The 23,370-nt window shown below is 71.2% G+C and carries 22 protein-coding genes and 1 pseudogene; 15 read left to right on the top strand and 8 right to left on the bottom strand.

The genetic code is table 11. The features are described from left to right. Positions 1-214: 214 nt before the first annotated feature. Complete coding sequence (locus ACFWIA_RS14005) at positions 215-1,408, top strand: RtcB family protein (RefSeq protein ID WP_387003767.1); 1,194 nt, start codon at positions 215-217, stop codon at positions 1,406-1,408. A 30-nt stretch (positions 1,409-1,438) separates the two neighbouring features. On the opposite strand, the gene ACFWIA_RS14000 is transcribed toward ACFWIA_RS14005, so the two are convergent. The 3 genes from ACFWIA_RS14000 to ACFWIA_RS13990 form a co-directional block, all read right to left on the bottom strand. Next, complete coding sequence (locus tag ACFWIA_RS14000; protein ID WP_387003765.1) at positions 1,439-1,645, bottom strand: hypothetical protein; 207 nt, start codon at positions 1,643-1,645, stop codon at positions 1,439-1,441. Beyond that, complete coding sequence (locus tag ACFWIA_RS13995; protein WP_387003762.1) at positions 1,642-2,439, bottom strand: SDR family NAD(P)-dependent oxidoreductase; 798 nt, start codon at positions 2,437-2,439, stop codon at positions 1,642-1,644. Before ACFWIA_RS13995 ends, ACFWIA_RS14000 begins: the two co-directional genes overlap by 4 nt. 141 nt (positions 2,440-2,580) lie before the next feature. Then, positions 2,581-2,919, bottom strand: a complete 339-nt coding sequence (locus ACFWIA_RS13990; protein WP_387003760.1) for a YnfA family protein — start codon at positions 2,917-2,919, stop codon at positions 2,581-2,583. Between the two features lie 255 nt (positions 2,920-3,174). Here ACFWIA_RS13990 and ACFWIA_RS13985 point away from each other — a divergent pair, with 255 nt between their 5' ends. Continuing rightward, positions 3,175-3,660 carry a hypothetical protein gene (locus ACFWIA_RS13985; RefSeq protein ID WP_387003757.1) on the top strand — a complete coding sequence of 162 codons (486 nt, stop codon included), beginning with the start codon at positions 3,175-3,177 and terminating at the stop codon, positions 3,658-3,660. A 121-nt stretch (positions 3,661-3,781) separates the two neighbouring features. Here the strand turns inward: ACFWIA_RS13985 and ACFWIA_RS13980 are convergent, their stop codons facing one another. Then, positions 3,782-4,618: a DUF6597 domain-containing transcriptional factor gene (locus ACFWIA_RS13980; RefSeq protein ID WP_387003755.1), complete on the bottom strand. Its 837-nt coding sequence runs from the start codon at positions 4,616-4,618 to the stop codon at positions 3,782-3,784. Between the two features lie 83 nt (positions 4,619-4,701). Between ACFWIA_RS13980 and ACFWIA_RS13975 the strand changes: the two genes are divergently transcribed. The 3 genes from ACFWIA_RS13975 (at position 4,702) to ACFWIA_RS13965 (ending at position 7,395) form a co-directional block, all read left to right on the top strand. Continuing rightward, positions 4,702-5,346: a TIGR03086 family metal-binding protein gene (locus ACFWIA_RS13975; RefSeq protein WP_387003752.1), complete on the top strand. Its 645-nt coding sequence runs from the start codon at positions 4,702-4,704 to the stop codon at positions 5,344-5,346. 241 nt (positions 5,347-5,587) lie between these two features. Further along, on the top strand, positions 5,588-6,709 hold the full coding sequence (locus tag ACFWIA_RS13970; RefSeq protein WP_387003749.1) for an LLM class flavin-dependent oxidoreductase: 1,122 nt from the start codon (positions 5,588-5,590) through the stop codon (positions 6,707-6,709). Continuing rightward, positions 6,706-7,395 (top strand): FMN reductase, encoded by a 690-nt coding sequence (locus tag ACFWIA_RS13965; RefSeq protein ID WP_387003746.1) that lies wholly within the window; start codon positions 6,706-6,708, stop codon positions 7,393-7,395. The genes ACFWIA_RS13970 and ACFWIA_RS13965 overlap by 4 nt, the downstream gene beginning before the upstream one ends. 105 nt (positions 7,396-7,500) lie before the next feature. Here the strand turns inward: ACFWIA_RS13965 and ACFWIA_RS13960 are convergent, their stop codons facing one another. Together ACFWIA_RS13960 and ACFWIA_RS13955 are read right to left on the bottom strand one after the other, a co-directional pair. After that, entirely contained in the window at positions 7,501-8,793 is a 1,293-nt protein-coding gene (locus tag ACFWIA_RS13960; protein WP_387003743.1) for a glycosyltransferase family 4 protein, read from the bottom strand. Positions 8,794-9,129: 336 nt separating this feature from the next. After that, positions 9,130-9,747, bottom strand: coding sequence for a hypothetical protein (locus tag ACFWIA_RS13955; protein ID WP_385494939.1), 618 nt, complete (start codon positions 9,745-9,747; stop codon positions 9,130-9,132). A gap of 1,158 nt (positions 9,748-10,905) precedes the next feature. Between ACFWIA_RS13955 and hemL the strand changes: the two genes are divergently transcribed. Next, complete coding sequence (gene hemL, locus ACFWIA_RS13950; RefSeq protein WP_387003740.1) at positions 10,906-12,246, top strand: glutamate-1-semialdehyde 2,1-aminomutase; 1,341 nt, start codon at positions 10,906-10,908, stop codon at positions 12,244-12,246. Beyond that, positions 12,243-12,941 (top strand): histidine phosphatase family protein, encoded by a 699-nt coding sequence (locus ACFWIA_RS13945; RefSeq protein WP_387003737.1) that lies wholly within the window; start codon positions 12,243-12,245, stop codon positions 12,939-12,941. The genes hemL and ACFWIA_RS13945 overlap by 4 nt, the downstream gene beginning before the upstream one ends. Before the next feature lie 91 nt (positions 12,942-13,032). Here the strand turns inward: ACFWIA_RS13945 and ACFWIA_RS13940 are convergent. After that, positions 13,033-13,465 (bottom strand): annotated as a pseudogene (locus tag ACFWIA_RS13940) (hypothetical protein). A gap of 244 nt (positions 13,466-13,709) precedes the next feature. Between ACFWIA_RS13940 and ACFWIA_RS13935 the strand changes: the two are divergent. The 7 genes from ACFWIA_RS13935 (at position 13,710) to ACFWIA_RS13905 (ending at position 21,319) form a co-directional block, all read left to right on the top strand. Then, positions 13,710-15,032, top strand: coding sequence for a hypothetical protein (locus tag ACFWIA_RS13935; RefSeq protein WP_387003734.1), 1,323 nt, complete (start codon positions 13,710-13,712; stop codon positions 15,030-15,032). A 144-nt stretch (positions 15,033-15,176) separates the two neighbouring features. Beyond that, positions 15,177-15,869 carry a TlpA family protein disulfide reductase gene (locus tag ACFWIA_RS13930; RefSeq protein ID WP_387003731.1) on the top strand — a complete coding sequence of 231 codons (693 nt, stop codon included), beginning with the start codon at positions 15,177-15,179 and terminating at the stop codon, positions 15,867-15,869. An 80-nt stretch (positions 15,870-15,949) separates the two neighbouring features. Next, on the top strand, positions 15,950-16,696 hold the full coding sequence (locus ACFWIA_RS13925) for a cytochrome c biogenesis CcdA family protein (RefSeq protein WP_387003861.1): 747 nt from the start codon (positions 15,950-15,952) through the stop codon (positions 16,694-16,696). A gap of 4 nt (positions 16,697-16,700) precedes the next feature. Beyond that, positions 16,701-18,581, top strand: a complete 1,881-nt coding sequence (locus ACFWIA_RS13920; RefSeq protein WP_387003729.1) for a cytochrome c biogenesis protein ResB — start codon at positions 16,701-16,703, stop codon at positions 18,579-18,581. Continuing rightward, positions 18,578-19,657: a c-type cytochrome biogenesis protein CcsB gene (gene ccsB / locus ACFWIA_RS13915; RefSeq protein ID WP_387003726.1), complete on the top strand. Its 1,080-nt coding sequence runs from the start codon at positions 18,578-18,580 to the stop codon at positions 19,655-19,657. The genes ACFWIA_RS13920 and ccsB overlap by 4 nt, the downstream gene beginning before the upstream one ends. A 100-nt stretch (positions 19,658-19,757) precedes the next feature. Then, positions 19,758-20,408 (top strand): RNA polymerase sigma factor, encoded by a 651-nt coding sequence (locus ACFWIA_RS13910; RefSeq protein ID WP_387003723.1) that lies wholly within the window; start codon positions 19,758-19,760, stop codon positions 20,406-20,408. Beyond that, entirely contained in the window at positions 20,405-21,319 is a 915-nt protein-coding gene (locus ACFWIA_RS13905) for a CU044_5270 family protein (RefSeq protein WP_387003721.1), read from the top strand. Before ACFWIA_RS13910 ends, ACFWIA_RS13905 begins: the two co-directional genes overlap by 4 nt. A gap of 105 nt (positions 21,320-21,424) precedes the next feature. Here the strand turns inward: ACFWIA_RS13905 and ACFWIA_RS13900 are convergent, their stop codons facing one another. Next, positions 21,425-21,811 (bottom strand): PLD nuclease N-terminal domain-containing protein, encoded by a 387-nt coding sequence (locus tag ACFWIA_RS13900; RefSeq protein WP_387003718.1) that lies wholly within the window; start codon positions 21,809-21,811, stop codon positions 21,425-21,427. Positions 21,812-21,900: 89 nt separating this feature from the next. Between ACFWIA_RS13900 and ACFWIA_RS13895 the strand changes: the two genes are divergently transcribed. After that, positions 21,901-23,352, top strand: coding sequence for a menaquinone biosynthesis decarboxylase (locus tag ACFWIA_RS13895; protein WP_387003715.1), 1,452 nt, complete (start codon positions 21,901-21,903; stop codon positions 23,350-23,352). Positions 23,353-23,370: the final 18 nt, after the last annotated feature.

Here is a 23,370-nt window from a genome sequence, read left to right as displayed (position 1 = left end):
GTGGTGTTCCTCTCGACGGGGGTGCGCCGGACAGGCGCGGGGGCGCGGCCGGGTCCTGGAAGGGCTTAATCGCTTGCCGCAGGGGACGGTCCGGCCGACACAATGTGTATCGCACGCACGGCCGTGAATGCCGGTCCAGCATCCTTTTCCTTGACCTTGGCACCGGTATTTGCGTTTTCGGGCATTTGTCTAACTACGGGGTTAAGAGGGCGTTATGTCGTACGTGGAGCTTGAGGGGGCCCGGGTACCGATCCGGATGTGGGCGGACCCGGCGACCGTCGAGGACGGGGCACTGCGACAGCTCCAGAACGTGGCGACGCTGCCCTGGATCAAGGGTCTCGCCGTGATGCCGGACGTCCACTACGGCAAGGGCGCCACGGTCGGCTCGGTGATCGCGATGCGGGACGCGGTGTGTCCGGCCGCGGTCGGGGTGGACATCGGCTGCGGGATGTCGGCGGTCCGGACCTCGCTGACGGCGGGTGACCTGCCGGGTGACCTGTCCCGGCTGCGCTCGAAGATCGAGGAGGCCATCCCGGTCGGCCGCGCCATGCACGACGAGGCGGTGGACCCCGGACGGTTCCACGGCTTCGCCACCGCGGGCTGGAACGACTTCTGGACCCGGTTCGGCGGGATCGCCGAGGCGGTGCACTTCCGCCAGGACCGGGCGAGCAAACAGATGGGGACGCTCGGGGGCGGCAACCACTTCGTCGAGGTGTGCATCGACACGGACGACGCGGTGTGGCTGATGCTGCACTCGGGTTCGCGCAACATCGGCAAGGAACTCGCCGAGCACCACATCGGCATCGCGCAGTCCCTCCCGCACAACCAGGGCATCGTCGACCGTGACCTCGCGGTCTTCGTCGCGGACACCCCGCAGATGGCCGCCTACCGCAATGACCTCTTCTGGGCGCAGGAGTACGCGAAGTACAACCGTGCGCTGATGATGTCGCTGCTGCGGGACGTGGTCCGCAAGGAGTTCCGCAAGGCCAAGGTCGGGTTCGCACCGGAGATCTCCTGCCACCACAACTACGTGGCCGAGGAGCGGTACGACGGCATGGACCTGTTGGTCACCCGCAAGGGCGCGATCCGCGCCGGGTCCGGGGACTACGGGATCATCCCGGGTTCCATGGGCACCGGTTCGTACATCGTGCGCGGGCTCGGCAACGAGAAGTCGTTCAACTCCGCCTCCCACGGGGCGGGCCGGCGGATGAGCCGCAACGCGGCGAAGCGGCGGTTCTCCGTCCAGGACCTGGCGGACCAGACCCGGGGCGTCGAGTGCCGCAAGGACGCCGGCGTGGTCGACGAGATCCCCGGCGCGTACAAGCCGATCGAGCACGTCATCGAGCAGCAGCAGGACCTGGTGCAGGTGGTGGCGAAGCTGAAGCAGGTCGTCTGCGTCAAGGGCTGAGTCGTCGGGACGGCCGACCGCCCCGGTGGGCTACTTGCCGTGGCGGACTGCGTAGATCATGACGAAGGCGACCAGGTGGATGCCGAAGAGGAAGTAGGCCAGGTACCACCAGACGTGGCGCTCGGTGCGCTTCTCCTCGGCGCGGCGGCGCACGTCCGCGTCGGTGTCGGCGGGCCGGGCGGCGGAGCCGGCTTCGGGGTGGGGGCCGGGGGCGGGGTCGTCCGGGTCGGTGGTCATCGGACCCGGTGGACCTTCGTGTTGGACGCCTGGGCGCGGGGGCGCACCACCAGCAGGTCGATGTTGACGTGGCTCGGGCGGGTGACGGTCCAGGCGATGGTGTCGGCCACGTCGTCCGCGGTGAGGGGCTCGGCCACCCCTTCGTAGACCTTCGCGGCCTTCTCCTCGTCGCCCCGGAAGCGGGTCTTCGCGAACTCGTCCGTGCGGACCATGCCGGGCGCCACCTCGACGACCCGCACCGGGCGCCCCACGATCTCCAGTCGGAGCGTCTCGGCGAGGACGTGCTCGGCGTGCTTCGCCGCGACGTACCCGCCGCCGCCCTCGTACGCGGCGTGGCCCGCGGTGGACGACACGATCACCACCGTGCCGTCGCCGCTCGCCTCCAGCGCCGGGAGCAGGCACTGGGTGACGTGCAGGGTGCCGAGGACGTTCGTCTCGTACATCCGGCGCCAGTCCGCCGGGTCGGCCGTCGCCACCGGGTCGGCGCCGAGGGCTCCGCCGGCGTTGTTCACCAGGACCGCGCAGTGGTCCAGGGTCGCCGCGAAGGACTCCACGGCGGCGCGGTCGGTGACGTCCAGCGGGTGGGCCGTGGCCTGGTGGCCGGCCGCCGTCAGCTCCGCCGCCAGGTCCGCTATCCGGTCCTTGCGGCGGGCGGTGAGCACCACCCGGAACCCCTCGGCGGCGAGCCGGCGGGCGGTGGCCGCGCCGATGCCGCTGCTGGCTCCGGTCACGACCGCCGTGCGCCCCGGCGGGGGCGCGCCGTGGGGGAGGGTACTGGCGTCCGGGCGGGTCATGGCGGGACTCCTCGGCCTGGGGCGGCTGGTGGCGCGGCTGCGTCGCCGGGATTCAGGATAGGCGGGTCCGGCGTGCACCGTTCGGGCCTGTGGATAACTTTCGGCGACACCCGGCTGACCAGCGCGAACGCCCCGATCGTCTCAGCTGCCGCTCCGGGGCGCGTACATGATCACGGCCATGCCGGCGAGGCAGATCAGGGCACCCGTCACGTCCCACCGGCCCGGCCGGTAGCCGTCCGCGACCATGCCCCAGGCGATCGAACCGGCGACGAAGACACCCCCGTAGGCGGCGAGGACGCGGCCGAACTCGGCGTCGGGCTGGAGCGTGGCGACGAACCCGTACGCGCCGAGGGCGATGATCCCGGCACCGATCCACACCCAGCCCCGGTGCTCCCGCACCCCCTGCCAGACGAGCCAGGCGCCGCCGATCTCGAAGAGGGCGGCGACGACGAAGAGCAGGACGGAGCGAGCGGTGAGCATGCGGAGAGGCTGCCACGTCGCCGGGTCGCGTCACCTGTTGGGTGGCGCCTGGGTCGGGCGTGGCGGGGGATACATCCCCGTGATGCGTCGGATCGTATGACCGGACCTGATGCCACGGGACCGGACCGGTGTGACGGTGAGGAGCGGGGCGCGGTGCGCGGACAGGAACACGGCCACGGATGCGGCCACGGCCACGGATGCGGACATGAGTACGGTCGCGGCCACCGCGGGACCGGGTGGCGTCCCGTCCGCGGCGTGCTGGCGACGTGCCTGGTGGGCGCCGTGGTGCTCGGCACGGCCGCCGCGGGACCGCTGCCGACGGGGGCGGCCCCCGGGGACGAACCGGACGCGTCGGTGTCGGAGGCCGACCTGGCGCAGCACGGCAGCGTGTCGATGGCGCAGGGCCGGGTGAGCCTGCGGTTCACCCCGCAGAACTTCGGGCCCTCCGACATCAGCGACGCGACGACACGCCTCGACTGGTCGGTGCCGCTCGCCGACGAGCAGACCCTCCCGGCGCGGTGCGTGCGCGCGGGCCGGGCCGCCCTGGTGTGCCGGACCGGCGGGCTGACGGCGGGCGGCCTAGGCGACCCCGTCGACCTGGCGGTCCGGCTGGCGGGCGCACCGACGGAGGTGTCCCTGCGGATCGACACCCTGTGGAACGGCGGCGCCCGGGACGACAACCCGGACAACCACCGGCACGAGGTGCTGGTGCTGGAGACGGGCGACGTCTACCACTTCTGATGCGCACCGGCCCGTCCGATGCGCATCAGACCGGCCGGGAGCCCTTCAGGGGCGCGGGGAACTGCGCAGAACAACAGCGCACCCGCACCCGACAGCGCACCGTCAGGTGAACGCACCTCCGTCAGCGCGCCGCGTGCGCGGTCGGGGGGACGCCGACCGTCGCGGTGAAGTCGCGGACCAGGTGGGCCTGGTCCGCGTAGCCGAGGTCGGCCGCGAGCCCCGCCCAGTCCACCGCCCGCTCGTCCTCGGCGCGCTCCAGGGCCTCGTGGATGCGGTAGCGGAGGATGACCCACTTGGGGCCGACCCCGACGTACCCGGCGAACAGCCGTTGCATCGTCCGGACCGGCATGTCCTGGTCGCGGGCGAAGTCGCCGACCCGGCGGATCGACCGGTCCCGCCGGATGAGGTCGACCAGGTCCGTCGCCAGGGCGGCCTGCGGATCGGGTTCGGGACCCCGGCCGTGCGGGCCGAGCCCCCGGAGGAAGGCGTCGAGCGCCGCCACGCGCGCCCGGTCGTCCTCGGGGGTGAGGACGGCGTGCAGGGCGGTGGCGAGCGCGGGTGCGTGCGCGGGCTCGTCGAAGACCGCGGGCGGGGCGAGACGGCGTCCGGTCCACTCGGCGGCGGGCGCGTGCGGGGCGAAGGGGCGGAAGCCGCCCGGACGGAACTGGATGCCGCAGACGCGCCCGGTGGCCGCCAGTTCCTGGGTGAACAGGTCGAGTCCGACGCCCGCCACCTCGCAGAACGGCTGCTGGCCCGCGTAGTGCTGGAAGACGATGTTGACGCAGGGGTGGGGGACGACATGGGTCGCGTAGGGCCGTGGCAGGTCCCAGTCGATCAGCCAGTAGTGCTCCAGGTAGGGGCGTAGGTCGGCGGCGGGTTCGTGGCGGCGGAAACGTACGTGGCTCAGCAGGTCGGCGGCGTTCACGATGCCCCGGGTGTCACGGCGTGGCGCTGACATGGGGGAATCGTAAGCGGGGGTGCTCGCGAAGAGCTGTCGCGTTTGTTCAAGCCGCGGCCGTGGCGCGTTCTTACGGTGAACGTATGAGTGATCTTCGTACCGCACCGGAGTCCGGTGCCCCCGCGCTGGGCGTGCTCCTCGACGCCTCCGGACGCCAGGCGGTGGACCTGGTCCGGACGCTGCCCGACGCCTCGCTGACCCACCGCACGCCGTGCGCCGACTACGACGTACGGGCCCTGGTGGACCACCTCTTCCACGTGGTGGTCCAGTTCCGGGAGCTGGCGTTGAAGCAACCGTCCGACTTCAGTGCGACGCCCGAGCGGGTGGCGGTGGCCGCCGACTGGCGCGAGGGGTTCGCCGCGGCGGTGGCGGAGCTGGTCGGGGCGTGGTCGCTGCCCGGCGCGGAGGAGGGCACCACGGGGGCGCTGGACATGCCGGCGCGGACGGTGGGGTGCATGGCGCTGCTCGACCTCACGGTGCACGCCTGGGACCTCGCCCGGGCCCTGGGGGTGCCGTACCGGCCCGATCCGGACGGTACGGGCGTGGTGCCGGTGCTGGAGCGGGCGGTGGCGGAGCTGGGACCGACCGCGCGCCGGATGGGGATGATGGGGGAGCCGGTGGCCGTGCCGGAGGGGGGCGGGGCGTTCGAGCGGCTGTTGGCCGCGACGGGGCGTGACCCGCGGTGGGCCCCGCCGGCCCAGGGGTCGGCGGGGCCGGCGGAGGCGTAGGCGGCGCCCCCTCGGCAGGCGTGGCGCTACGGAACGTGATGAGGGTCCGGTGGGGCGGTGGATCGCCCGCCGGGCCCTCGTGCGTGCGGCGGTCCGGGGCGGGCTGCGGTCCGGCGGTCCGGCGGTGTGCGGTGTGCGGGACGGGTCCGGGGGCGGGGCGGGGGTGCGGGAATACCTGGAGGTGGGGTACGGTTCGGACTGATGTAGTTGAACAATCAACCACTTCGAAGGGTGAGCAGCCATGCAGTTCGGAATCTTCTCCGTCGGGGACGTCACGCCGGATCCGACCACCGGGCGTCTCCCCACCGAGCACGAGCGGATCAACGCGATGACGTCCATCGCGCTGAAGGCCGAGGAGGTCGGGCTCGACGTCTTCGCGATGGGCGAGCACCACAACCCGCCGTTCGTCCCCTCCTCGCCGACGACCATGCTCGGCTGGATCGCCGCCCGCACCGAGAACCTGATCCTCTCCACCTCCACCACCCTCATCACCACCAACGACCCGGTGAAGATCGCCGAGGACTACGCGATGCTCCAGCACCTCGCGAACGGTCGCATCGACGTGATGATGGGCCGCGGCAACACCGGCCCGGTGTACCCGTGGTTCGGTCAGGACATCCGGCAGGGCATCCCGCTGGCCATCGAGAACTACGCGCTGCTGCACCGCCTGTGGCGCGAGGACGTGGTCGACTGGGAGGGCAAGTTCCGCACGCCGCTCCAGTCGTTCACCTCGACCCCGCGTCCGCTGGACGGGGTGCCGCCCTTCGTGTGGCACGGTTCGATCCGCTCCCCGGAGATCGCGGAACAGGCCGCGTACTACGGTGACGGCTTCTTCCACAACAACATCTTCTGGCCCAAGCAGCACACCCAGCGGATGGTGGAGCTCTACCGCGACCGGTACGCCCACTACGGGCACGGCACGGCCGAGCAGGCCGTCGTCGGACTCGGCGGACACGTGTTCCTGCGGAAGAACTCGCAGGACGCGATCCGGGACTTCCGTCCGTACTTCGACAACGCGCCGGTCTACGGGCACGGCCCGTCGCTGGAGGAGTTCTCCCAGCAGACGCCGCTGACCGTGGGTTCGCCGCAGGAGGTCATCGAGAAGACGCTGTCCTTCCGTGAGTACGCGGGCGACTACCAGCGCCAGCTGTTCCTCGTCGACCACGCGGGACTGCCGCTCAAGACGGTCCTGGAGCAGCTGGACCTGCTCGGTGAGGAGGTCGTCCCGGTGCTGCGCAAGGAGTTCGCCAAGAACCGCCCGGCGAACGTGCCGGACGCGCCCACCCACGCCAGCCGGCTCGCCGCGGCACGAGCCGCCGACACCAGTGACACCAACGACACCCAGGAGGTGACGACCGCATGAAGCTCGTGGTCGTTTCCGCGGGACTGAGCGTCCCCTCGTCCACCCGGCTGCTCGCCGACCGGCTCACCGAGTCGACGGTGCGGCGGGCGCCCGGTACGGACGTCGAGGTGATCGAACTGCGGGACCTCGCCGTCGAGATCGCGCACAACTTCGTCACCGGCTTCCCGGGGCCCGCCCTGGAGTCGGCCCTGGAATCGGTGGCGGAGGCGGACGCGCTGATCGTGGTGTCGCCCGTGTTCTCCGCCTCCTACAGCGGACTGTTCAAGTCGTTCTTCGACGTGATCGACAAGGACGCGCTGACCGGGAAGCCGGTGCTCATCGGCGCCACCGGGGGCACCGGACGGCACTCGCTGGTGCTCGACCACGCGCTACGGCCGCTGTTCGGGTACCTGCGGGCCGTGGTCCTGCCGACCGGCGTCTACGCGGCGTCCGAGGACTGGGGAGCCGAAGGGCTCGCCGAGCGGATCGAGCGGGCCGCCGGGGAACTCGTGGCCCTCACGGCGCCGCGGGACCGGGCGGCCTCCGCCGAGGTGCCGGCGCAGGACCGGGGCGACGGGCCGGCCGGGACGGCCGGCGGGGCGCCCCGCACGGTCGGCTCGATCGAGGACCGGCCGCTCGGCACCGGCTCCCTCAAGGACCGGGTCGTGCCCTTCGAAGAGCAGCTCGCCGCCCTGAAGGTGCGGTGACGCAACCCTCCGCCCGGACCGTGGACACGGCCCGGGCGGAGGGCATCCGCCCCGGACGGGGCGCCCCGCGCAGGTGACGCAGTCATGACCGCCGCGTGTGCGGGGTCAGGCCCGAGCGCGCCCCGGACTCGGCCTCCGCACCAGATCGCGCAGCCACCGGGCCGCGCGCCATCGCCGCACCCGCCGTATCAGGGCGCGACGTCTGCGCACCAGCGAGGCGATGTACCGGGCGCGGGTGCGTTGCCAGTTCCGCCGGCCCCGGCTGGCCCCCAGATCGTCGAACAACAGTTCGTAACGGTCGACGATCGGCCCCGGATCGTAGCGCCGGGCGCTCTCCAGCGCGGCGGCGGCCATCTCCCGGCGCCCCGACTCGTCGTCGATCAGGGCGAGCATGGCTTCGGCCAGCGCACCGGCGTCCCCCATCGGGACGAGCCTGCCGTTGACGCCGTCGCGGATGATCTCGGCGGGTCCGAGCGGGCAGTCGGTGCTGACCACCGGCACCCCACAGCGCATGGCCTCGACCAGCGTCATCCCGAAGGACTCGGCGTCCGAGGCGCTGACCAGCAGCGACGCCTTGGCGAACTCCGGCTCGATCGGCGAGTGCGGACCCATCAAGGTGGCCCGGCCGGCCAGCTCCAGCCGGTCGATCTGCCGCTGCAACCGCTCCTGCTGCGCCCCGCCCCCGTAGATCCGCAGCCGCCAGTCGGGCTGCTTGTCGGAGACCTGCCGGAACGCGTCAAGCAGCAGGTCGAACCGTTTCCCCTTGGCGAGTCGCCCGGCCGCGGCGATGACCTTGGCGGAACCGTCGGAGGGGGTCACGTCCGTGTCCGGCACGATGTTCGGCACCGCGATCACCGGGACGCCCGGCAGCCGCATCTTCGCCCGGTACGCGGCGGCGTCCGCCTCCGTGATCGTCACCAGCGCGTCGAGGGTGCGGTAGTGGCGGGCGAGCACCCCGCGCAACGGCTTCTTGTGGGCGTCGTGCCGCAGGTGCTCCTGGGCGATCCGCAGGGCGCCCGGGGGCCCGAAACGTGCCAGATACACATTTATCCCGGGCCGCGTCCCGATGACGATGTCCGCGGTGCAGCCCTTCAGGTACTCCCGTACCCGCAGGTCCATCAGCCGGTTGTACTGGTGGTGACGCGTGTCTTCGAAAGGAAAGTCCCGGGCGGGTTCCGCGAATTCGGGGAGGGCCGCGTCCGGTCCGTCCTCGCGCATGTCCACCAGCGGGACGAGCCGTACCCGCGGGGGCGTCACGAACCGGGGGTTCTCGCGGTGCCGCATCATCGACACGATCTCCACGTCGTGCCGTTCGGCGAGCGCACCCGCGAGGTTGAGGGTCACCCGGACGGTGCCCCCGATGGCGTACCCGTTGTGCAGCAGGAAAACGATCTTCATGCGCCAGCTCCCCGTACCAGGCGGTCCCCGGGGGCCGGGCCGTCGTCAGCGCGGCCCTCCACCCCCCCGCCGGTCGGAGCGTTTTGAGCGGTTTCGTTCACGTGCGGTTCCACGTGCTTCCTCCAGCTTTTGGCCCGCGCACCGCGCGCACGTCACCTCCATGGCTTGAGCCCCCGGCCTCGGCCGCGCGGTGTACAGAGTGGGAACGCCCCGTGTCGAGAAGTGGTTACGAGCGCGAGCCAGATGGTGGACGGGGGAGTCGGGCACGGCGAGGTGGAACGTGCTGTGGCCCGAAGGTGGTGACGGAACATCAGGGGTGCTGCGGTAGTGCAATGGTCAAGGCCATACTAGACAGTACGGTTGGTGACCAGCCTCGTGGAGGCGGTGGCTGAAGTCCTGCCACTGGTGCAACAGTTGGTAGACGTTGAACGCGTCACGCGGGCCGCCCCGGTCGGGGACCGTGGACCAGATGAACGCCGCCGCGCCCACCGACTCCTCGCCCACGCCGCGCAGCGGGTCGACGACCGTCATGGGGAGTTTGACGACGGCGTAGTCGGGATGGAGGACGACGAGCTCCAGCGGCGGCACCTTGTGCAGGGGTATGCCCTCGATGCCGGTGAGGACCATGGCGGCCATCGTCTCCGGCTTGATCTTCGTGAACATGCCGCCCATGCCCAGCTCGTCGCCGCCGAGTTCCTCGGGGCGCATCGAGATCGGCACCCGGGCCGCGGTGGCGCCGTCGGGAGCGCCGAAGTACTTGTAGGTCACCCCCACCCGCCCGCTCCTGCTTCCCGGGTACGCCCGCTCCGTCTCGCCCCGGCCCCCCGGGACGTGCGCCCCGCCGGGCAGCTGGGCTCCCGCCGCCTCCGCCGCTTCACGCCGGTGCCTTCCCCGCCGGGCACGCCGGGGGCCCAGGTCATCGGTCCCCTCGCCCAGTCCGCCACCGCGATGCATATCTCCACCCGACTGCTTTTCCAAGGCGCGCGGAACCGGCCGCGCAACCCGATCATCGTGTCAGTGACCTCCCCCACGCCCACGCGCCGAAACGTGCCGTGAAACACCCGGACGCCGGACGCCGGAAGGCTCTGGCACCAAGGCCGCAGTCCGTATCATGTCCGGCTTCGAGCCGTCTGGGTAGTCTACGGATCATGGGTCCGGCTCATGAGGTGGGGCGCCCGGAGGCGGGTCGCCACCGTACTCCGGGTGGCAGCAGGATATACCCGTCGGGCAAAGTCCAAAGGGGATAAGCGCGGAGCCGGCTCGAAAGCGCGGGGTGAAGTCGCTCGGGGAAAAGCCCGTTGAACCCCGGGAACGGGTGCGTCGGGAAATCACCGTGTTCGCTGCGGCCCCGCCTTTTCACCGGGAACCCGAGAACGCACCCGTGGACGTCCGCAACCGCGGGACCCGCACGCCCGGTGGCCGCCGCCCTCCCGGGGTTGCCCGGAACCCGCCCCCTCGTGGGTGCTTCCCCGGTTGCCCCCGCGTTCCTGCGTGTTGCCCTGCGGTGAACGCCCCGCCGGGCCGTGCCGATGACACTCCGCTACGGGGCGGCCCGGATATTCGCGTTCTGCGCGTTCCGTTCCCGGGGCTTGTGCAACAGAGGGAAACGGTGGCCCCGCAAACGGAACACCGGGCCGGTATCGGGAAGAGCCGGCACCGTGTTGTGGAACGCGTGGGGAATTACCGGTGCCCGTGATGTGGAGCGCCCGGCGAACGAGCGGGAACCGACGCGCCGGTTTGCGGTACGGAATGGAGGTGCCCGGCCGACCGGCAATGCGGGTGTGCGGTACCGGTAAGGGAAATGGGGGGAACCGGTGCGGGTGCGCGCCGATCGGTCGCCCACCGCGCCCGTCCTGCGTCCCCGCCGCCCGCTGCGTCCACCCCGCGCGCCGCGCGCCGCCCCGCGTGTCCGCCGCGTCCGGGTCGGTCCGCCGGGTCCGGCGGGGCCCTCGGCCGTCCGGCTGCCACGGTCGTGTGGCACCGCAGTGGAGATCACGTACCCGCTACCCGCCCCGGAGACCCGGTGACCGCACCGCCCCGGGAGATGGGGGCGGGGCCTTTCTTCTAGTCTGGGGGGCGTCCACCCCATTCGGCACTAGGGAACCGCAGGTCATGAGCCAACTACCCTATCGGTACGAAGCCCCCGCTTCGCAGTCGCTTTTCGACCGCGCGGCCCTCGTGACGCCCGGGGGTGTGAATTCCCCCGTACGCGCCTTCCGCGCGGTGGGCGGTACGCCCCGGTTCATGGTGTCCGGTCGTGGGCCCTACCTGACCGACGCCGACGGCCGCGAGTACGTGGACCTCGTGTGTTCCTGGGGGCCCATGATCCTCGGGCACGCCCGCCCCGAGGTGATCGCCGCCGTGCAGGAGGCCGTCGTCCGCGGCACGTCCTTCGGCACGCCCGGTGAGGGGGAGGTCGCCCTCGCCGAGGAGATCGTGGCCCGGGTGGCGCCGGTGGACCAGGTCCGACTGGTCTCCAGCGGCACCGAGGCCACCATGTCCGCCATCCGGCTGGCCCGCGGCTTCACCGGCCGGGCCAAGGTGGTCAAGTTCGCCGGCTGCTACCACGGTCACGTGGACGCCCTGCTGGCCGCCGCCGGGTCCGGACTCGCGACCTTCGCCCTGCCGGACACCCCGGGCGTGACCGGTGCGCAGGCCGGGGACACCGTGGTCCTCCCGTACAACGACCTCGACGCCGTCCGGGCCGCGTTCGCCGCGCACCCGGGTGAGATCGCCTGTGTGATCACCGAGGCGTCCCCCGGCAACATGGGCGTGGTGCCGCCGCGCGAGGGCTTCAACGCGGGGCTGCGGGACCTGTGCCGGGAGAACGGCGCGCTGTTCATCTCGGACGAGGTGATGACCGGGTTCCGCACCTCCCGGGCCGGTTGGTACGGGGTGGACGGGGTGGCGCCCGACCTGATGACCTTCGGCAAGGTCATGGGCGGCGGCTTCCCCGCGGCGGCCTTCGGCGGCCGGGCGGACGTGATGGCCGCGCTGGCCCCGGTCGGCCCGGTCTACCAGGCGGGCACGCTGTCCGGGAACCCCGTCGCGACGGCCGCCGGGCTCGCCCAACTGCGTCTGCTGGACGATGCCGCGTACGTGACCGTCGACGCGGTCGCCGAGCAGGTCAGGGCCCTGGTGACCGGGGCGCTCGACAAGGAGGGCGTCGCGCACCGGGTGCAGAGCGCCGCCAACATGTTCTCCGTGTTCTTCACGGAGAACGAGGTCCGCGACTACGAGGACGCCAAGCGGCAGGAGTCCTTCCGGTTCACCGCGTTCTTCCACTCGATGCTCGCCCAGGGGGTCTATCTGCCGCCCTCCGCCTTCGAGTCCTGGTTCGTGTCCACCGCGCACGACGAGCGGGCGGTCGAGCGGATCGCGGCGGCGCTGCCCGCAGCGGCCCGCGCCGCCGCCGAGGCCGTCGCTCCGGGGACCGCGGGAGGCGCGGCATGAGCGGCGCGGCGCGCGAGACGGCCGCGGACCGCACGGTCGTCCACCTGGTGCGGCACGGCGAGGTCCACAACCCGGAGGGCATCCTGTACGGGCGGCTGTCCGGGTACCACCTGTCGGAGCTGGGCCAGCGGATGGCCGACCGGGTCGCCGAGCACCTCGCGGAGCGGGACGTCACCCATGTCGCGGCCTCCCCGCTGGAGCGCGCGCAGGAGACGGCGGCGCCGGTCGCCAAGTCCCACGGCCTCGACCTGGGCAGCGACGTCCGGCTCATCGAGGCGGGCAACGTCTTCCAGGGCAAGACCTTCGGGGTGGGTGACGGGGCGCTGCGCAGGCCGGAGAACTGGCAGCACCTGATCAACCCGTTCCGTCCCTCCTGGGGCGAGCCGTACATCGACCAGGTGGTGCGGATGATGCGGGCGATGGACGCGGCGAAGGAGGCCGCACGGGGGCACGAGGCCGTGCTCGTCAGCCACCAGTTGCCGATCTGGATCGTGCGCAGCTACGTGGAGCGGCGCCGGCTGTGGCACGACCCGCGGCGGCGGCAGTGCACCCTCGCCTCGCTCACCAGCTTCACGTACGTCGGTGACCGGATCGTCTCCGTGGGGTACTCCGAGCCCGCCCGGGACCTGGTGCCCGCCCACCTGCTGGCGGGGGCCAAGAAGGTGAAGGGGAAAGACAAGGCGTTCGGGGCCTAGCGCTCCAGCGGTGGCTCGCGATCTTCATGTCCGAGCGGCTTGTCGCTGATGGTGGCCGCGCCCGTTCCCGGACGGGCCCCGACCAGCAGGATCAGGAGCGCCCGGTGGAGGGCCGCCCGATCCAGCCGGTGGCGGCCACCACTTCACGCGCGATGTCCACGACGGGCCGCCCGTCGGTCGCCACTCGCACCGTGTCGGCGCACGCGGACGATCCGGACGCCCGCCCCCACGGCGCGCTCGAACATGCCCGCCGCCTCGGGCAGCACGCTCACGGTGTTCGTGTAGATCAGGCGGCGGTAGCCGAGCCGGGCGAAGTTCGTCCAGACGGCCGTCAGATTGCTCTCCGTGATCTCCGAGCGGTGGGGATCCCCCTCCGGTGCCGGATGCACCTGGCCCATGAAGTCCCCCTCCACGATCGCGTGCGGGATCGCCGCGGCGCGCAGTCGCGCCGAAACCTCCCATCCCACCGTCGTCTTGCCGACACCGGCACGCCCACCGATGAGCAGTACTTCCGGATGATCCATGGGAGGCAGTGTGCCAGCCCCCGACCGCGCCACGCGATGCGATTTCGCTCCGTGGCCATGGCCACGGCCCTGCCCCATCGGCAAGATCGCGATCTACAACTGGAGTACTAGTAATCATGAATCGGTAAAGAACCGATCGGGAACGGTCTGAAAGGGAACCTCAAGGTTCTTTGCGTGCTCTCAAGAAGCGTCGAACAAGTGGACGCGTCTTTGGGGGGACGCAAAGCGATCTTCAGGGGATTCCATGCAGGACATCGGTCGACGGGGAATGATCGGGGCCGGAGCGGGCGCGCTCGCCGCGCTCGGGCTCGCGGGCTGCGACCCGGGCGGTGACGGCGGGAGCGGCGGGAGCGGAAACGGCGGCACGGACGCCCGCCGGGGAAAGGAACCCGGGCCGGTCAGGAGCAGCCCGACCGGGCGGCCGGTCAGGCTCATCGGCGACGGTTCCACCTCGTACACCGGAAAGCAGCCGCACCAACCCCCCGCCCCGGTGCCGCTGGAGCCGGGACAGACGCCACCGCAGTTCGTGGTCTTCTCCTGGGACGGCGCGGGGGAGGTCGGCAACGGACTGTTCCCGCGATTCCTCGATCTCGCCCGTGAACACGACGCGCACATGACCTTCTTCCTTTCGGGGATCTATCTGCTGCCCGAGTCGAAGAAACGGTTGTACCGTCCGCCGAACAATCCCGTCGGGGCGTCCGACATCGGATATCTGAAGGACGAGAACATCCGGGCGACGCTCCGGTGCGTCGACCGCGCCTGGCGCGAGGGCCATGAGATAGGCACGCACTTCAACGGCCACTTCTGCGGCGGTAGCGGTTCCGTGGCGCACTGGACCTCCGCGCAGTGGCGCAGCGAGATCGAGCAGGCCGAGTCCTTCGTCAAGGAGTGGCGCACCCACACCGGCTGGGCCGACCTGCCTCCGCTCCCCTTCGACTACGGGAAGGAACTGGTGGGGGCCCGCACCCCGTGCTTGCTGGGTCGGGACCGACTGCTGCCCGCGGCCCGCGCACGGGGCTGGCGCTACGACTCCTCCTCGCCCGGCGGCACCCAGCGCTGGCCCGGCAAGCGCGGCGGCCTGTGGGACCTGCCGCTCCAGGCGATACCTTTCCCCGGGCACTCGTTCGAGGTCCTGTCGATGGACTACAACCTCATGGTCAACCAGTCCGGGAACGCCACCCAGGGCCCGACCCGGCACCGCACCCGCTGGCGCGAGCAGGCCACCGACGCCCTCCTCGCCGGCTTCCGCCGCGCGTACGAGACCAACCGGGCCCCGCTGTTCATCGGCAACCACTTCGAACAGTGGAACGGCGGCATCTACATGGACGCCGTGGAGAACGCCCTCCGGCGCATCGCCGACACCGCCAACGAGCCCAAGAAGTCCGGCAACTCCGGCAAGGCGCACGACCGCGACATCAGGATCGTCTCCTTCCGGCAGTTGGTGGACTGGCTGGACGTCCAGCGGCCCGAGGTCCTCGACCGGCTGCGCGCCCTGGACGTGGGCAAGGCCCCCGTCGGGGGCTGGCGGGCGTACCTGGGGAAGTCCGCCGCGACGCCCACCGCCTGAACCGGCGGGCCGGGTTCCGGTACCCCTCCGGGCGGTGCCGTCGGCGAACCCGCCCGGAGCTTCCCGTACCCCCTCTGAAATGGGCGTTCGACCCCGTCAGGGGGGTGCGGAAGATCCCCGAATCGGGCATGCGAAACTTTTCACATGAGTGCCGTCCGCCGCGCCCCGCAGAGCCCAGCCGCAGCACCCCGCGCCCACCGCCAGTCGGGCCACCACCACCGTCCAGGGGCCGCGGTCCGGGGCGCCGGGGGGCGCCGGGGCCGGATCGCGGTGCTCACCGCCGCCGCCACGGGCGCCGCCCTGCTGCTCACCGCCTGCGGTTCCGGCGGCACCAGCGGAGGCGCGAACGGCACCAACTTCGTGGCCAGCTCCGACGGTGTCTCCACCGTCAAGAAGGGCGAGCGCGGCGCCGGACCGAAGATCGACGGCGAGACCCTGGAGGGCGAGCGGCTCGACGTCGCCGACTTCAAGGGCAAGGTCGTCGTCCTCAACGTCTGGGGCTCCTGGTGCCCGCCCTGCCGTGCGGAAGCGCCCGGTTTCCAGAAGGTGGCCAAGGAGACCAAGGCCGAGGGCGTCGAGTTCGTCGGCATCAACACCCGGGACTCCAGCAAGGGCCCCGCCCGGGAGTTCGAGAAGAACTTCGGCGTGACCTACCCCAGCCTCTACGACCCGATGGGGAAGCTGATGCTCCGCTTCCCCAAGGGCACCCTGAACCCGCAGTCGATCCCGTCCACGATCGTGCTCGACCGTGAGGGACGGGTGGCCGCCCGTGCGCTCACCCCGCTCAGCGAGGAGAACCTGCGCAAGATGGTCGACCCCGTCATCGCGGAGAAGTGATCGGTGTGAGCTCCTCCACCGAAGGGGCCGCCCTCGCGGACCCCCAGGTACTCGCCGCCGCACCGCAGTTCCTCGCCGCGATCGAGGGCCCGAGCACGACCGTCCTGAGCGGTGCGCTCCTGCTGGCCCTGCCGGTCGCCTTGCTCGCCGGCCTCGTCTCGTTCTTCTCGCCGTGCGTGCTGCCCCTGGTCCCCGGCTACCTCAGCTACGTCACCGGGGTCGGCGGCACCGACCTCGCCGACGCCCGACGCGGCCGGATGACCGCCGGCGCCGCGCTGTTCGTCCTCGGCTTCACCGTGGTCTTCGTCTCCGGCGGCGCCTTGTTCGGGTACTTCGGGCGGGAACTCCAGGAGCAGCAGGAGGTCATCACCCGGGTCCTCGGCGGGCTCATGGTGCTGATGGGCCTGTTCTTCATGGGGATGATCCCCGGGATGACCCAGCGCGAATTCCGCTTCCACCGCAAGCCCGCTGCCGGACTGGCCGGCGCCCCGCTGCTCGGGGCGATGTTCGGGGTCGGCTGGACGCCGTGCATGGGCCCGACGCTGTCGGCGGTCAACACGCTCGCCATGAACGAGGGCAGCGCGGGCCGCGGTGCCATATTGATGATCGCGTACTGCCTGGGGCTCGGGCTGCCCTTCATCCTCGCCGCGGTGGCCTTCCGCAAGTCGCTGGGCGCCTTCGCCTGGGTCAAGCGGCACTACGTGTGGGTGATGCGGATCGGCGGCGGAATGATGATCGTGACCGGACTGCTGCTGCTGACCGGGGTCTGGAACACCATGGTCCAGCACATGCAGGTCTGGTCCAACGGTTTCGTGGTGGGGATCTGAGCACATGAGCGATACCAAGGCCAAGCCCGGCAGCGCGCCCGGCCGGGGCGCCTCCGCACCGGACGGCGACGAACTCGGCGCCGCCGGCGCCCAGCTCACCACCGCCCCCCGCGAGGACGCCCCGAACCTCCCGGCGCTCGGGGTGGTCGGCTGGTTCCGCTGGTTCTGGCGCCAGCTCACCTCGATGCGGGTCGCCCTGCTGCTGCTCCTGCTGCTGTCGCTCGCCGCGATCCCGGGCTCGTTGATCCCGCAGGCCGGCGTCGACGACTTCCGGATCGAGGACCTCCGCAAGGAGAGTCCGAAGCTGGCGTCCTTCTACGACGCGGTCGGCCTCTTCAACGTCTACGGCTCGGTGTGGTTCTCCGCGATCTACATCCTGCTCTTCGTCTCGCTGATCGGCTGCATCCTCCCGCGCACCTGGCAGTTCGTCGGCCAGCTCCGCGGCCGTCCGCCGGGCGCCCCCAAGCGGCTCACCCGGCTGCCCGCGTACGCGACCTGGCGCACCGAGGCCGAGCCGGAGGCGGTGCGCGGGGCCGCGCTCGCCCTGCTGCGCAAGAAGCGTTTCCGGGCGCACGCCGTCGGCGACGCGGTCGCCGCGGAGAAGGGCTACCTGCGCGAGGCCGGCAACCTGGTCTTCCACATCGCGTTGATCGTGATGCTGCTCGCCTTCGCCGCCGGCCAGTTGCTGCGGCACGAGGGCAACAAGCTGATCCTGCCGGGCGGCGGCTTCTCCAACACGCTCACGCAGTACGACGACTTCAAGTCCGGCAACCTCTTCCACACCGACGACCTCACCCCCTTCAGCTTCCGCTTCGACAAGTTCGAGGGCACCTACGAGCGCTCCGGTCCGGCCCGCGGCACCCCGAGCACGTTCAAGGCGGACGTCACGTACAGCGAGGGCGTCGACGGACCGGAGAAGAAGCGGACGATCAAGGTCAACGAGCCCTTGGAGATCGACGGCACCAAGGTCTACCTGGTCAGCCACGGCTACGCGCCCGTGGTGACCGTGCGCGACCCCCGGGGCAAGGTGATCTTCCGGGAGCCGGTGCCGCTGCTGCCGCTGGACGCCAACGTCACCTCGTCCGGGGCGATCAAGGTCCTCGACGGCTACCGCAACAAGAAGGACAAGAAGGAGCAGCTGGGCTTCAACGCCTTCTTCGTGCCGACCTTCGCCGGTGCGGGCAGCGGCCAGATGATCTCGACCTTCCCGGCGCTCGACTTCCCGGTCCTCGCGCTCTCCGCGTACCACGGCTCCCTCGGCGTCGACTCGGGCGTTCCGCAGAACGTCTACCAGCTCGACAAGCGGAAGATGAAGGAGTTCAAGGGCGAGGACGGCGAGCTGTTCAAGAAGATGCTGCGGCCGGGCGAGACCATGAAGCTGCCCGGTGGCGCCGGTTCGATCACCTTCGAGAAGGAGATCCAGGAGTGGGCCGGCTTCCAGATCGCCAAGGAGCCCGGGAGCGGCTGGGCCCTCACCGGTGCCCTCGCGGCCATCGCCGGTCTCGCCGGCTCCCTGTTCATCCAGCGCCGCCGCGTCTGGGTGCGGGCGGTGACCGGTCCGGACGGAGTGACCGTCGTGGAGATGGCCGGACTCGGCCGCAGCGAGTCCGCGAAGGTGGCCGAGGAGCTCAGCGACCTGGCCGCCGCCCTCCACGCCACCGCGCCCACCGCCGCCCCGACCGAACCCACGGCATCCGAGGCGTCCGAGACATCCACGGAATCCGCCCCGCCCGCCGAACCCGCCCGACCCGCCGAACCCACCGGGCCCTCCGCCTCCGCTTCCGCGGACGGGCCCGACGGCGGGAAACCCGGGGCGGGTAGCGTCGACCCCGCCCCGTCCACCCCCGAGACCCCAGCCGTTCCTGCCGAAGGGGCAGAGAAGTGACTCTCGCCGCAGCGACCAACGAAAACCTCGCGAGCATCAGCAACGTGCTGATCTACTCGGCGATGGCCGTCTACACGCTCGCCTTCTTCGCCTACATCGCCGAGTGGACCTTCGGCAGCCGGAGCAAGGTCGGCCGCACCGCCGCCTCGATCGGCCAGGACGCGGCGAAGTCCGCCGGGCCCGCCGTCACCGTCAAGTCCGCCGGTGGCACCACCACCCTGGAACGCCCCCAGGTCGTCACCCGGGCCGTCTCCGGGGCCCGGGACCTCCCGGACGGGCCGGGCGCCGCGGGCGGCACCGAGCAGGGCGACCTGTACGGGCGGATCGCGATCGCCCTCAGCTTCCTGGCGTTCGCCGTGCACGTGGGCGGCGTCCTCACCCGCGCCCTGTCCGTGCAGCGTGCCCCCTGGGGCAACATGTACGAGTTCAACATCACGTTCTCGTGCGTGGCGACCGGCGTGTACCTCGGGCTCCTCGTGGCGAAGAAGAACGTCCGCTGGATCGGCCTGCCGCTGACCACCTCGGTCCTGCTCGACCTCGGGCTCGCCGTCACCGTCCTGTACACCGAGAGCGCCCAGCTGGTCCCCGCGCTCAAGTCGTACTGGATGTGGATCCACGTCTCCACCGCGATCTTCTGCGGGGCCGTGTTCTACGTGGGCGCGGTGACGACGGTCCTCTACCTCTTCCGCGACTCCTACGAGAACAAGCTCGTGAGCGGCAAGACGCCCGGCACGTTCGCCAGCTCGGTGCTGTCCCGACTGCCGGCCGCGGCCACCCTCGACAAGTTCGCGTACCGGGTCAACGCGGCGGTCTTCCCGCTGTGGACGTTCACGATCATCGCCGGCTCCATCTGGGCCGGTGACGCGTGGGGCCGCTACTGGGGCTGGGACCCCAAGGAGACCTGGTCGTTCATCACCTGGGTCGCCTACGCCTGCTACCTGCACGCCAGGGCCACCGCCGGGTGGAAGGGCCGCAAGGCCGCGTACCTGGCGCTGCTGGCCTTCGGCTGCTGGCTGTTCAACTACTACGGCGTCAACATCTTCGTCAGCGGCAAGCACTCGTACGGCGGCGTCTGACGGTTCCGTACGCATCGGGCCGGTTCCTGTGACACGGGTCATGGGGGCCGGCCCGTGGCGTACGGGAACCCGAGTGGCCCGGGCGGACAGGTGAGGGGGCGTGGACACCAACACGCGGCGGATCAGGGCCCGCGTACGGGACGGGGACGCCGACGCTTTCGGCGAACTCTTCGACGCGTACGCCCGCTCCGTCTACAACCACGGGTTCCGGCTGACGGGGGACTGGTCCTCGGCCGAGGACATCGTCTCACTGACCTTTCTGGAGGCATGGCGGCTGCGGGGGAAGATCGACCCGGACGGCGGCTCCCTACGGCCCTGGCTGCTGGGCGTCGCCACCAACGTGACCCGCAACACCCGCCGCACCGCCCGCAGACACGCGGCGGCGGTGGCCCGACTGCCGCGGGCGGAGGCGGTACCGGACTTCGCGGACGAACTCGCCGAACGCATCGACGACGCCGAACAGCTCGCCCTGGTGCGCGCCGCGCTGGCGAAGTTGCGGCGCGCGGAACGGGAGGTGCTGGCGCTGTGCGTCTGGTCGGGCCTCGACTACGGCTCGGCGGCGGTCGCCCTCGGCATACCGGTGGGGACCGTGCGGTCCCGACTGTCGCGCGCCCGCAAGAAGCTCGCGAAGGCCGTCGGCGCGCTCCGCTCCGAAACTCCCGAACCCCGTGGGGAACTCCCCCTCAGGTACGGACAGATGAGAGGTGGCCGCGTTCCTGCGGCCGGGCCCACCCAGGAGGGAAACCGATGAGCGTTCTTCCCGAGAAGGACCTCCCGCCGGGCCGTCACCGACTCCTCAAGGAGCATCTGATGACCGAGATCCGGCAGGAAACCCAGGCCACCGAGAGCCGTCCCCGCCGCAGCCCCTGGCTGCGTCCCGTCCTCATCGGCGCGGCAGCCGCCGCCGTCGCCGCGGGCGTGCTGGTCGCGCTGCCCTCGGGCGGCGCCGAGGACGCCACCGCCAACGAGGCGGCGGCGCTGTTGGAGGACATCGCCCTGGTCGCAGCCAAGGGGGACGTCCCGGACGACATCCGCGACGACCAGTACGTCTACATCAAGAGCGTCGTCGGCTACACCTCGCAGGAGCTGGGCAAGAAGGCGAAGCTGGACCCGGTGCACGACCGCGAGATCTGGTTCGCCGTCGACGGCACGCGGCCCGGGCTGCTGGTCGAGGACAACCGCAACGGACGCATCGAGTTGGAGGCCGACACCCCCGGCATCCCCAGCAACACCAACTACAAGAACCTCAAGACCCTGCCGACCGACCCCGACGCCATGCTGAAGTGGCTGTACAAGAACAAGCAGGGCGACAACCAGAAGGACGAGCAGGTGTTCACCTTCGTCGGTGACCTGGTGCGGGAGTCCCTGGTGCCGCCGGCGCAGGCCGCCGCGCTCTACCGGGCCGTGGCCAAGGTGCCCGACGTCGACGTGGTCAAGGACGTCAAGGACGCGGCGGGCCGCACCGGCATCGCGGTCGTCCGGGACGAGGGCCCGGCGGCCCAGCGGCAGCTGATCTTCGACCCGAAGACCAAGCAGTACCTGGGCGAGCGCGTGGTCACCACCGAGGACCACGCCGAGACCGGTCTGAAGAAGGGTGACGTGCAGGGCACCGCCGCCCTCCTCGACCGCCAGGTCGTCGACAAGCGCGAGCAGCGCCCCTGACGTCCCGTAGGACCCCGGCGGCTGGTCCGCGGAGGGGGCTCGGAGCCGGTGACAGCGGCCCCGAGCCCCTGACCGGGCCCCACCGGGGCCCGGGGTCGGCGGAGCCTACTTGGGCGCGTCGCCCTTGGGGTCCTGGCGGTCCGGGTCCGTCGGGTCGGTGGGGTCCGCGGAGCCGGCCGGGTCAGTCGGGTCCGGCGCGGCCTTGCGCCGGTTCTCCTCACCGAGGGACTTCAGGAACTCGGGGTTGTCGTCGGGCGCCACCCACGGGGCGCTGCCGCGGCGCCCGGGCCCGCCGGCGAGGGCGCCCTTGCGCTCCTTGCCCGCCACGAACCAGGCGATGGGGCCGATGAGGACCTGGCCGAAGAGCAGGACGATGATCACCCACGCGATCTTGGGCAGGTGCTTGACCTCCTTCTCCGGCGTGTTCAGGCAGTCGATGAAGGCGTAGATCCACAGCGCGAGGATCAGCAGGAAGGGAAGGGCCCTGAGCATTGGTGGTGTGACCCCCCAGCGAGCGGCGGCGGGCCGCGGTGCGGCCCCGGTGACCGGGCCAGGGTAACCGGTACCGGATACTGGACAGCATGGCTTACGACGATCTCCGGTCTCTGCTCAGGGCGCTCGAACGCGAAGGTGATCTCAAGAGGATCAAGGTCGAGGTCGATCCGTACCTGGAGGTCGGCGAGATCGTCGACCGGGTGCAGAAGGCCAAGGGCCCCGCGCTCCTCTTCGAGAACGTCAGGGGCTCGTCGATGCCGTTGGCGATGAACGTCTTCGGGACGGACCGCCGTCTGCTGAAGGCCCTGGGGCTGAAGTCGTACGAGGAGATCACCGAGAAGATCGGCGGGCTGCTCAAGCCCGAGCTGCCGAACGGTTTCGTCGGGGTGCGGGAGGCGTTCGGCAAGCTGGGCGCCATGTCCCACGTACCGCCGAGGAAGGTCAAGGAAGGCCCCGTGCAGGAGGTCGTGCTGCACGGCGACGAGGTGGACCTCGACGCGCTGCCCGCGCTCTTCACCTGGCCCAAGGACGGCGGCTCGTTCTTCAACCTGGGTCTCACCCATACGAAGGACCCCGAGTCCGGGGTGCGCAACCTGGGGCTCTACCGGCTCCAGCGCCACGACAAGCGCACCATCGGGATGCACTGGCAGATCCACAAGAACAGCCACAACCACTACCAGGTCGCCGCCCGGCGCGGGGAGCGGCTGCCGGTCGCCATCGCCTTCGGCTGTCCGCCGGCCGTGACGTACGCCTCGTCCGCCCCGCTGCCCGGCGACATGGACGAGTACATGCTGGCCGGCTTCCTCCAGGGCAAGCGGGTCGAGATGGTCGACTGCAAGACCGTGCCGCTCCAGGTCCCCGCGCAGGCGGAGGTCGTGCTGGAGGGCTGGTTGGAGCCGGGGAAGATGCTCCCGGAGGGCCCCTTCGGCGACCACACCGGGTTCTACACCCCGCAGGAGGACTTCCCGGCCCTCACCATCGACTGCATCACCATGCGCAAGCGTCCGCTGCTCCAGTCGATCGTGGTCGGCCGCCCGCCGACCGAGGACGGGCCGCTGGGCCGCGCCACCGAACGCTTCTTCCTGCCGCTGCTGAAGGTCGTCGTCCCGGACATCGTGGACTACCACCTGCCGGAGGCGGGCGTCTTCCACAACTGTGCGCTGATCTCCATCGACAAGAAGTACCCGAAGCACGCGCAGAAGGTCATGCACGCCATCTGGGGCGCCCACATGATGTCCCTGACCAAGCTGATCGTGGTGGTGGACGCCGACTGCGACGTCCACGACGTCGAACAGGTCGCCTGGCGGGCGCTCGGCAACGTCGACTACGCCCGGGACGTCACCCACGTCGAAGGCCCCGTCGACCACCTCGACCACGCCTCGTACCAGAAGTTCTGGGGCGGCAAGATGGGCCTGGACGCCACCCGCAAGCTGCCCGAGGAGGGGTACACCCGCGACGGCGGCTGGCCCGAGATGGTCTCCTCGGACCCGGCGACGGCGGCCACGGTCGACCGCCGCTGGAAGGAGTACGGACTGTGAGCACCGTGCGCACCGGCG

Origin of the sequence: Streptomyces sp. NPDC127068 (assembly GCF_042724695.1) — a bacterium.
Lineage (GTDB): Bacteria > Actinomycetota > Actinomycetes > Streptomycetales > Streptomycetaceae > Streptomyces.
Note: the sequence above shows the minus strand (reverse complement) of the source record. Positions and strands in the feature narration are given on the sequence as shown.

Excerpts from the sequence above, each read along its gene's own strand:
- ACFWIA_RS14005 (WP_387003767.1), top strand. The coding sequence starts at position 215 with ATGTCGTACGTGGAGCTTGAGGGGGCCCGGGTACCGATCCGGATGTGG.
- ACFWIA_RS14000 (WP_387003765.1), bottom strand. The coding sequence starts at position 1,645 with ATGACCACCGACCCGGACGACCCCGCCCCCGGCCCCCACCCCGAAGCC.
- ACFWIA_RS13995 (WP_387003762.1), bottom strand. The coding sequence starts at position 2,439 with ATGACCCGCCCGGACGCCAGTACCCTCCCCCACGGCGCGCCCCCGCCG.
- ACFWIA_RS13990 (WP_387003760.1), bottom strand. The coding sequence starts at position 2,919 with ATGCTCACCGCTCGCTCCGTCCTGCTCTTCGTCGTCGCCGCCCTCTTC.
- ACFWIA_RS13980 (WP_387003755.1), bottom strand. The coding sequence starts at position 4,618 with ATGTCAGCGCCACGCCGTGACACCCGGGGCATCGTGAACGCCGCCGAC.
- ACFWIA_RS13975 (WP_387003752.1), top strand. The coding sequence starts at position 4,702 with ATGAGTGATCTTCGTACCGCACCGGAGTCCGGTGCCCCCGCGCTGGGC.
- ACFWIA_RS13970 (WP_387003749.1), top strand. The coding sequence starts at position 5,588 with ATGCAGTTCGGAATCTTCTCCGTCGGGGACGTCACGCCGGATCCGACC.
- ACFWIA_RS13965 (WP_387003746.1), top strand. The coding sequence starts at position 6,706 with ATGAAGCTCGTGGTCGTTTCCGCGGGACTGAGCGTCCCCTCGTCCACC.
- ACFWIA_RS13960 (WP_387003743.1), bottom strand. The coding sequence starts at position 8,793 with ATGAAGATCGTTTTCCTGCTGCACAACGGGTACGCCATCGGGGGCACC.
- ACFWIA_RS13955 (WP_385494939.1), bottom strand. The coding sequence starts at position 9,747 with ATGCATCGCGGTGGCGGACTGGGCGAGGGGACCGATGACCTGGGCCCC.
- hemL (WP_387003740.1), top strand. The coding sequence starts at position 10,906 with ATGAGCCAACTACCCTATCGGTACGAAGCCCCCGCTTCGCAGTCGCTT.
- ACFWIA_RS13945 (WP_387003737.1), top strand. The coding sequence starts at position 12,243 with ATGAGCGGCGCGGCGCGCGAGACGGCCGCGGACCGCACGGTCGTCCAC.
- ACFWIA_RS13935 (WP_387003734.1), top strand. The coding sequence starts at position 13,710 with ATGCAGGACATCGGTCGACGGGGAATGATCGGGGCCGGAGCGGGCGCG.
- ACFWIA_RS13930 (WP_387003731.1), top strand. The coding sequence starts at position 15,177 with ATGAGTGCCGTCCGCCGCGCCCCGCAGAGCCCAGCCGCAGCACCCCGC.
- ACFWIA_RS13920 (WP_387003729.1), top strand. The coding sequence starts at position 16,701 with ATGAGCGATACCAAGGCCAAGCCCGGCAGCGCGCCCGGCCGGGGCGCC.
- ACFWIA_RS13905 (WP_387003721.1), top strand. The coding sequence starts at position 20,405 with ATGAGCGTTCTTCCCGAGAAGGACCTCCCGCCGGGCCGTCACCGACTC.
- ACFWIA_RS13900 (WP_387003718.1), bottom strand. The coding sequence starts at position 21,811 with ATGCTCAGGGCCCTTCCCTTCCTGCTGATCCTCGCGCTGTGGATCTAC.
- ACFWIA_RS13895 (WP_387003715.1), top strand. The coding sequence starts at position 21,901 with ATGGCTTACGACGATCTCCGGTCTCTGCTCAGGGCGCTCGAACGCGAA.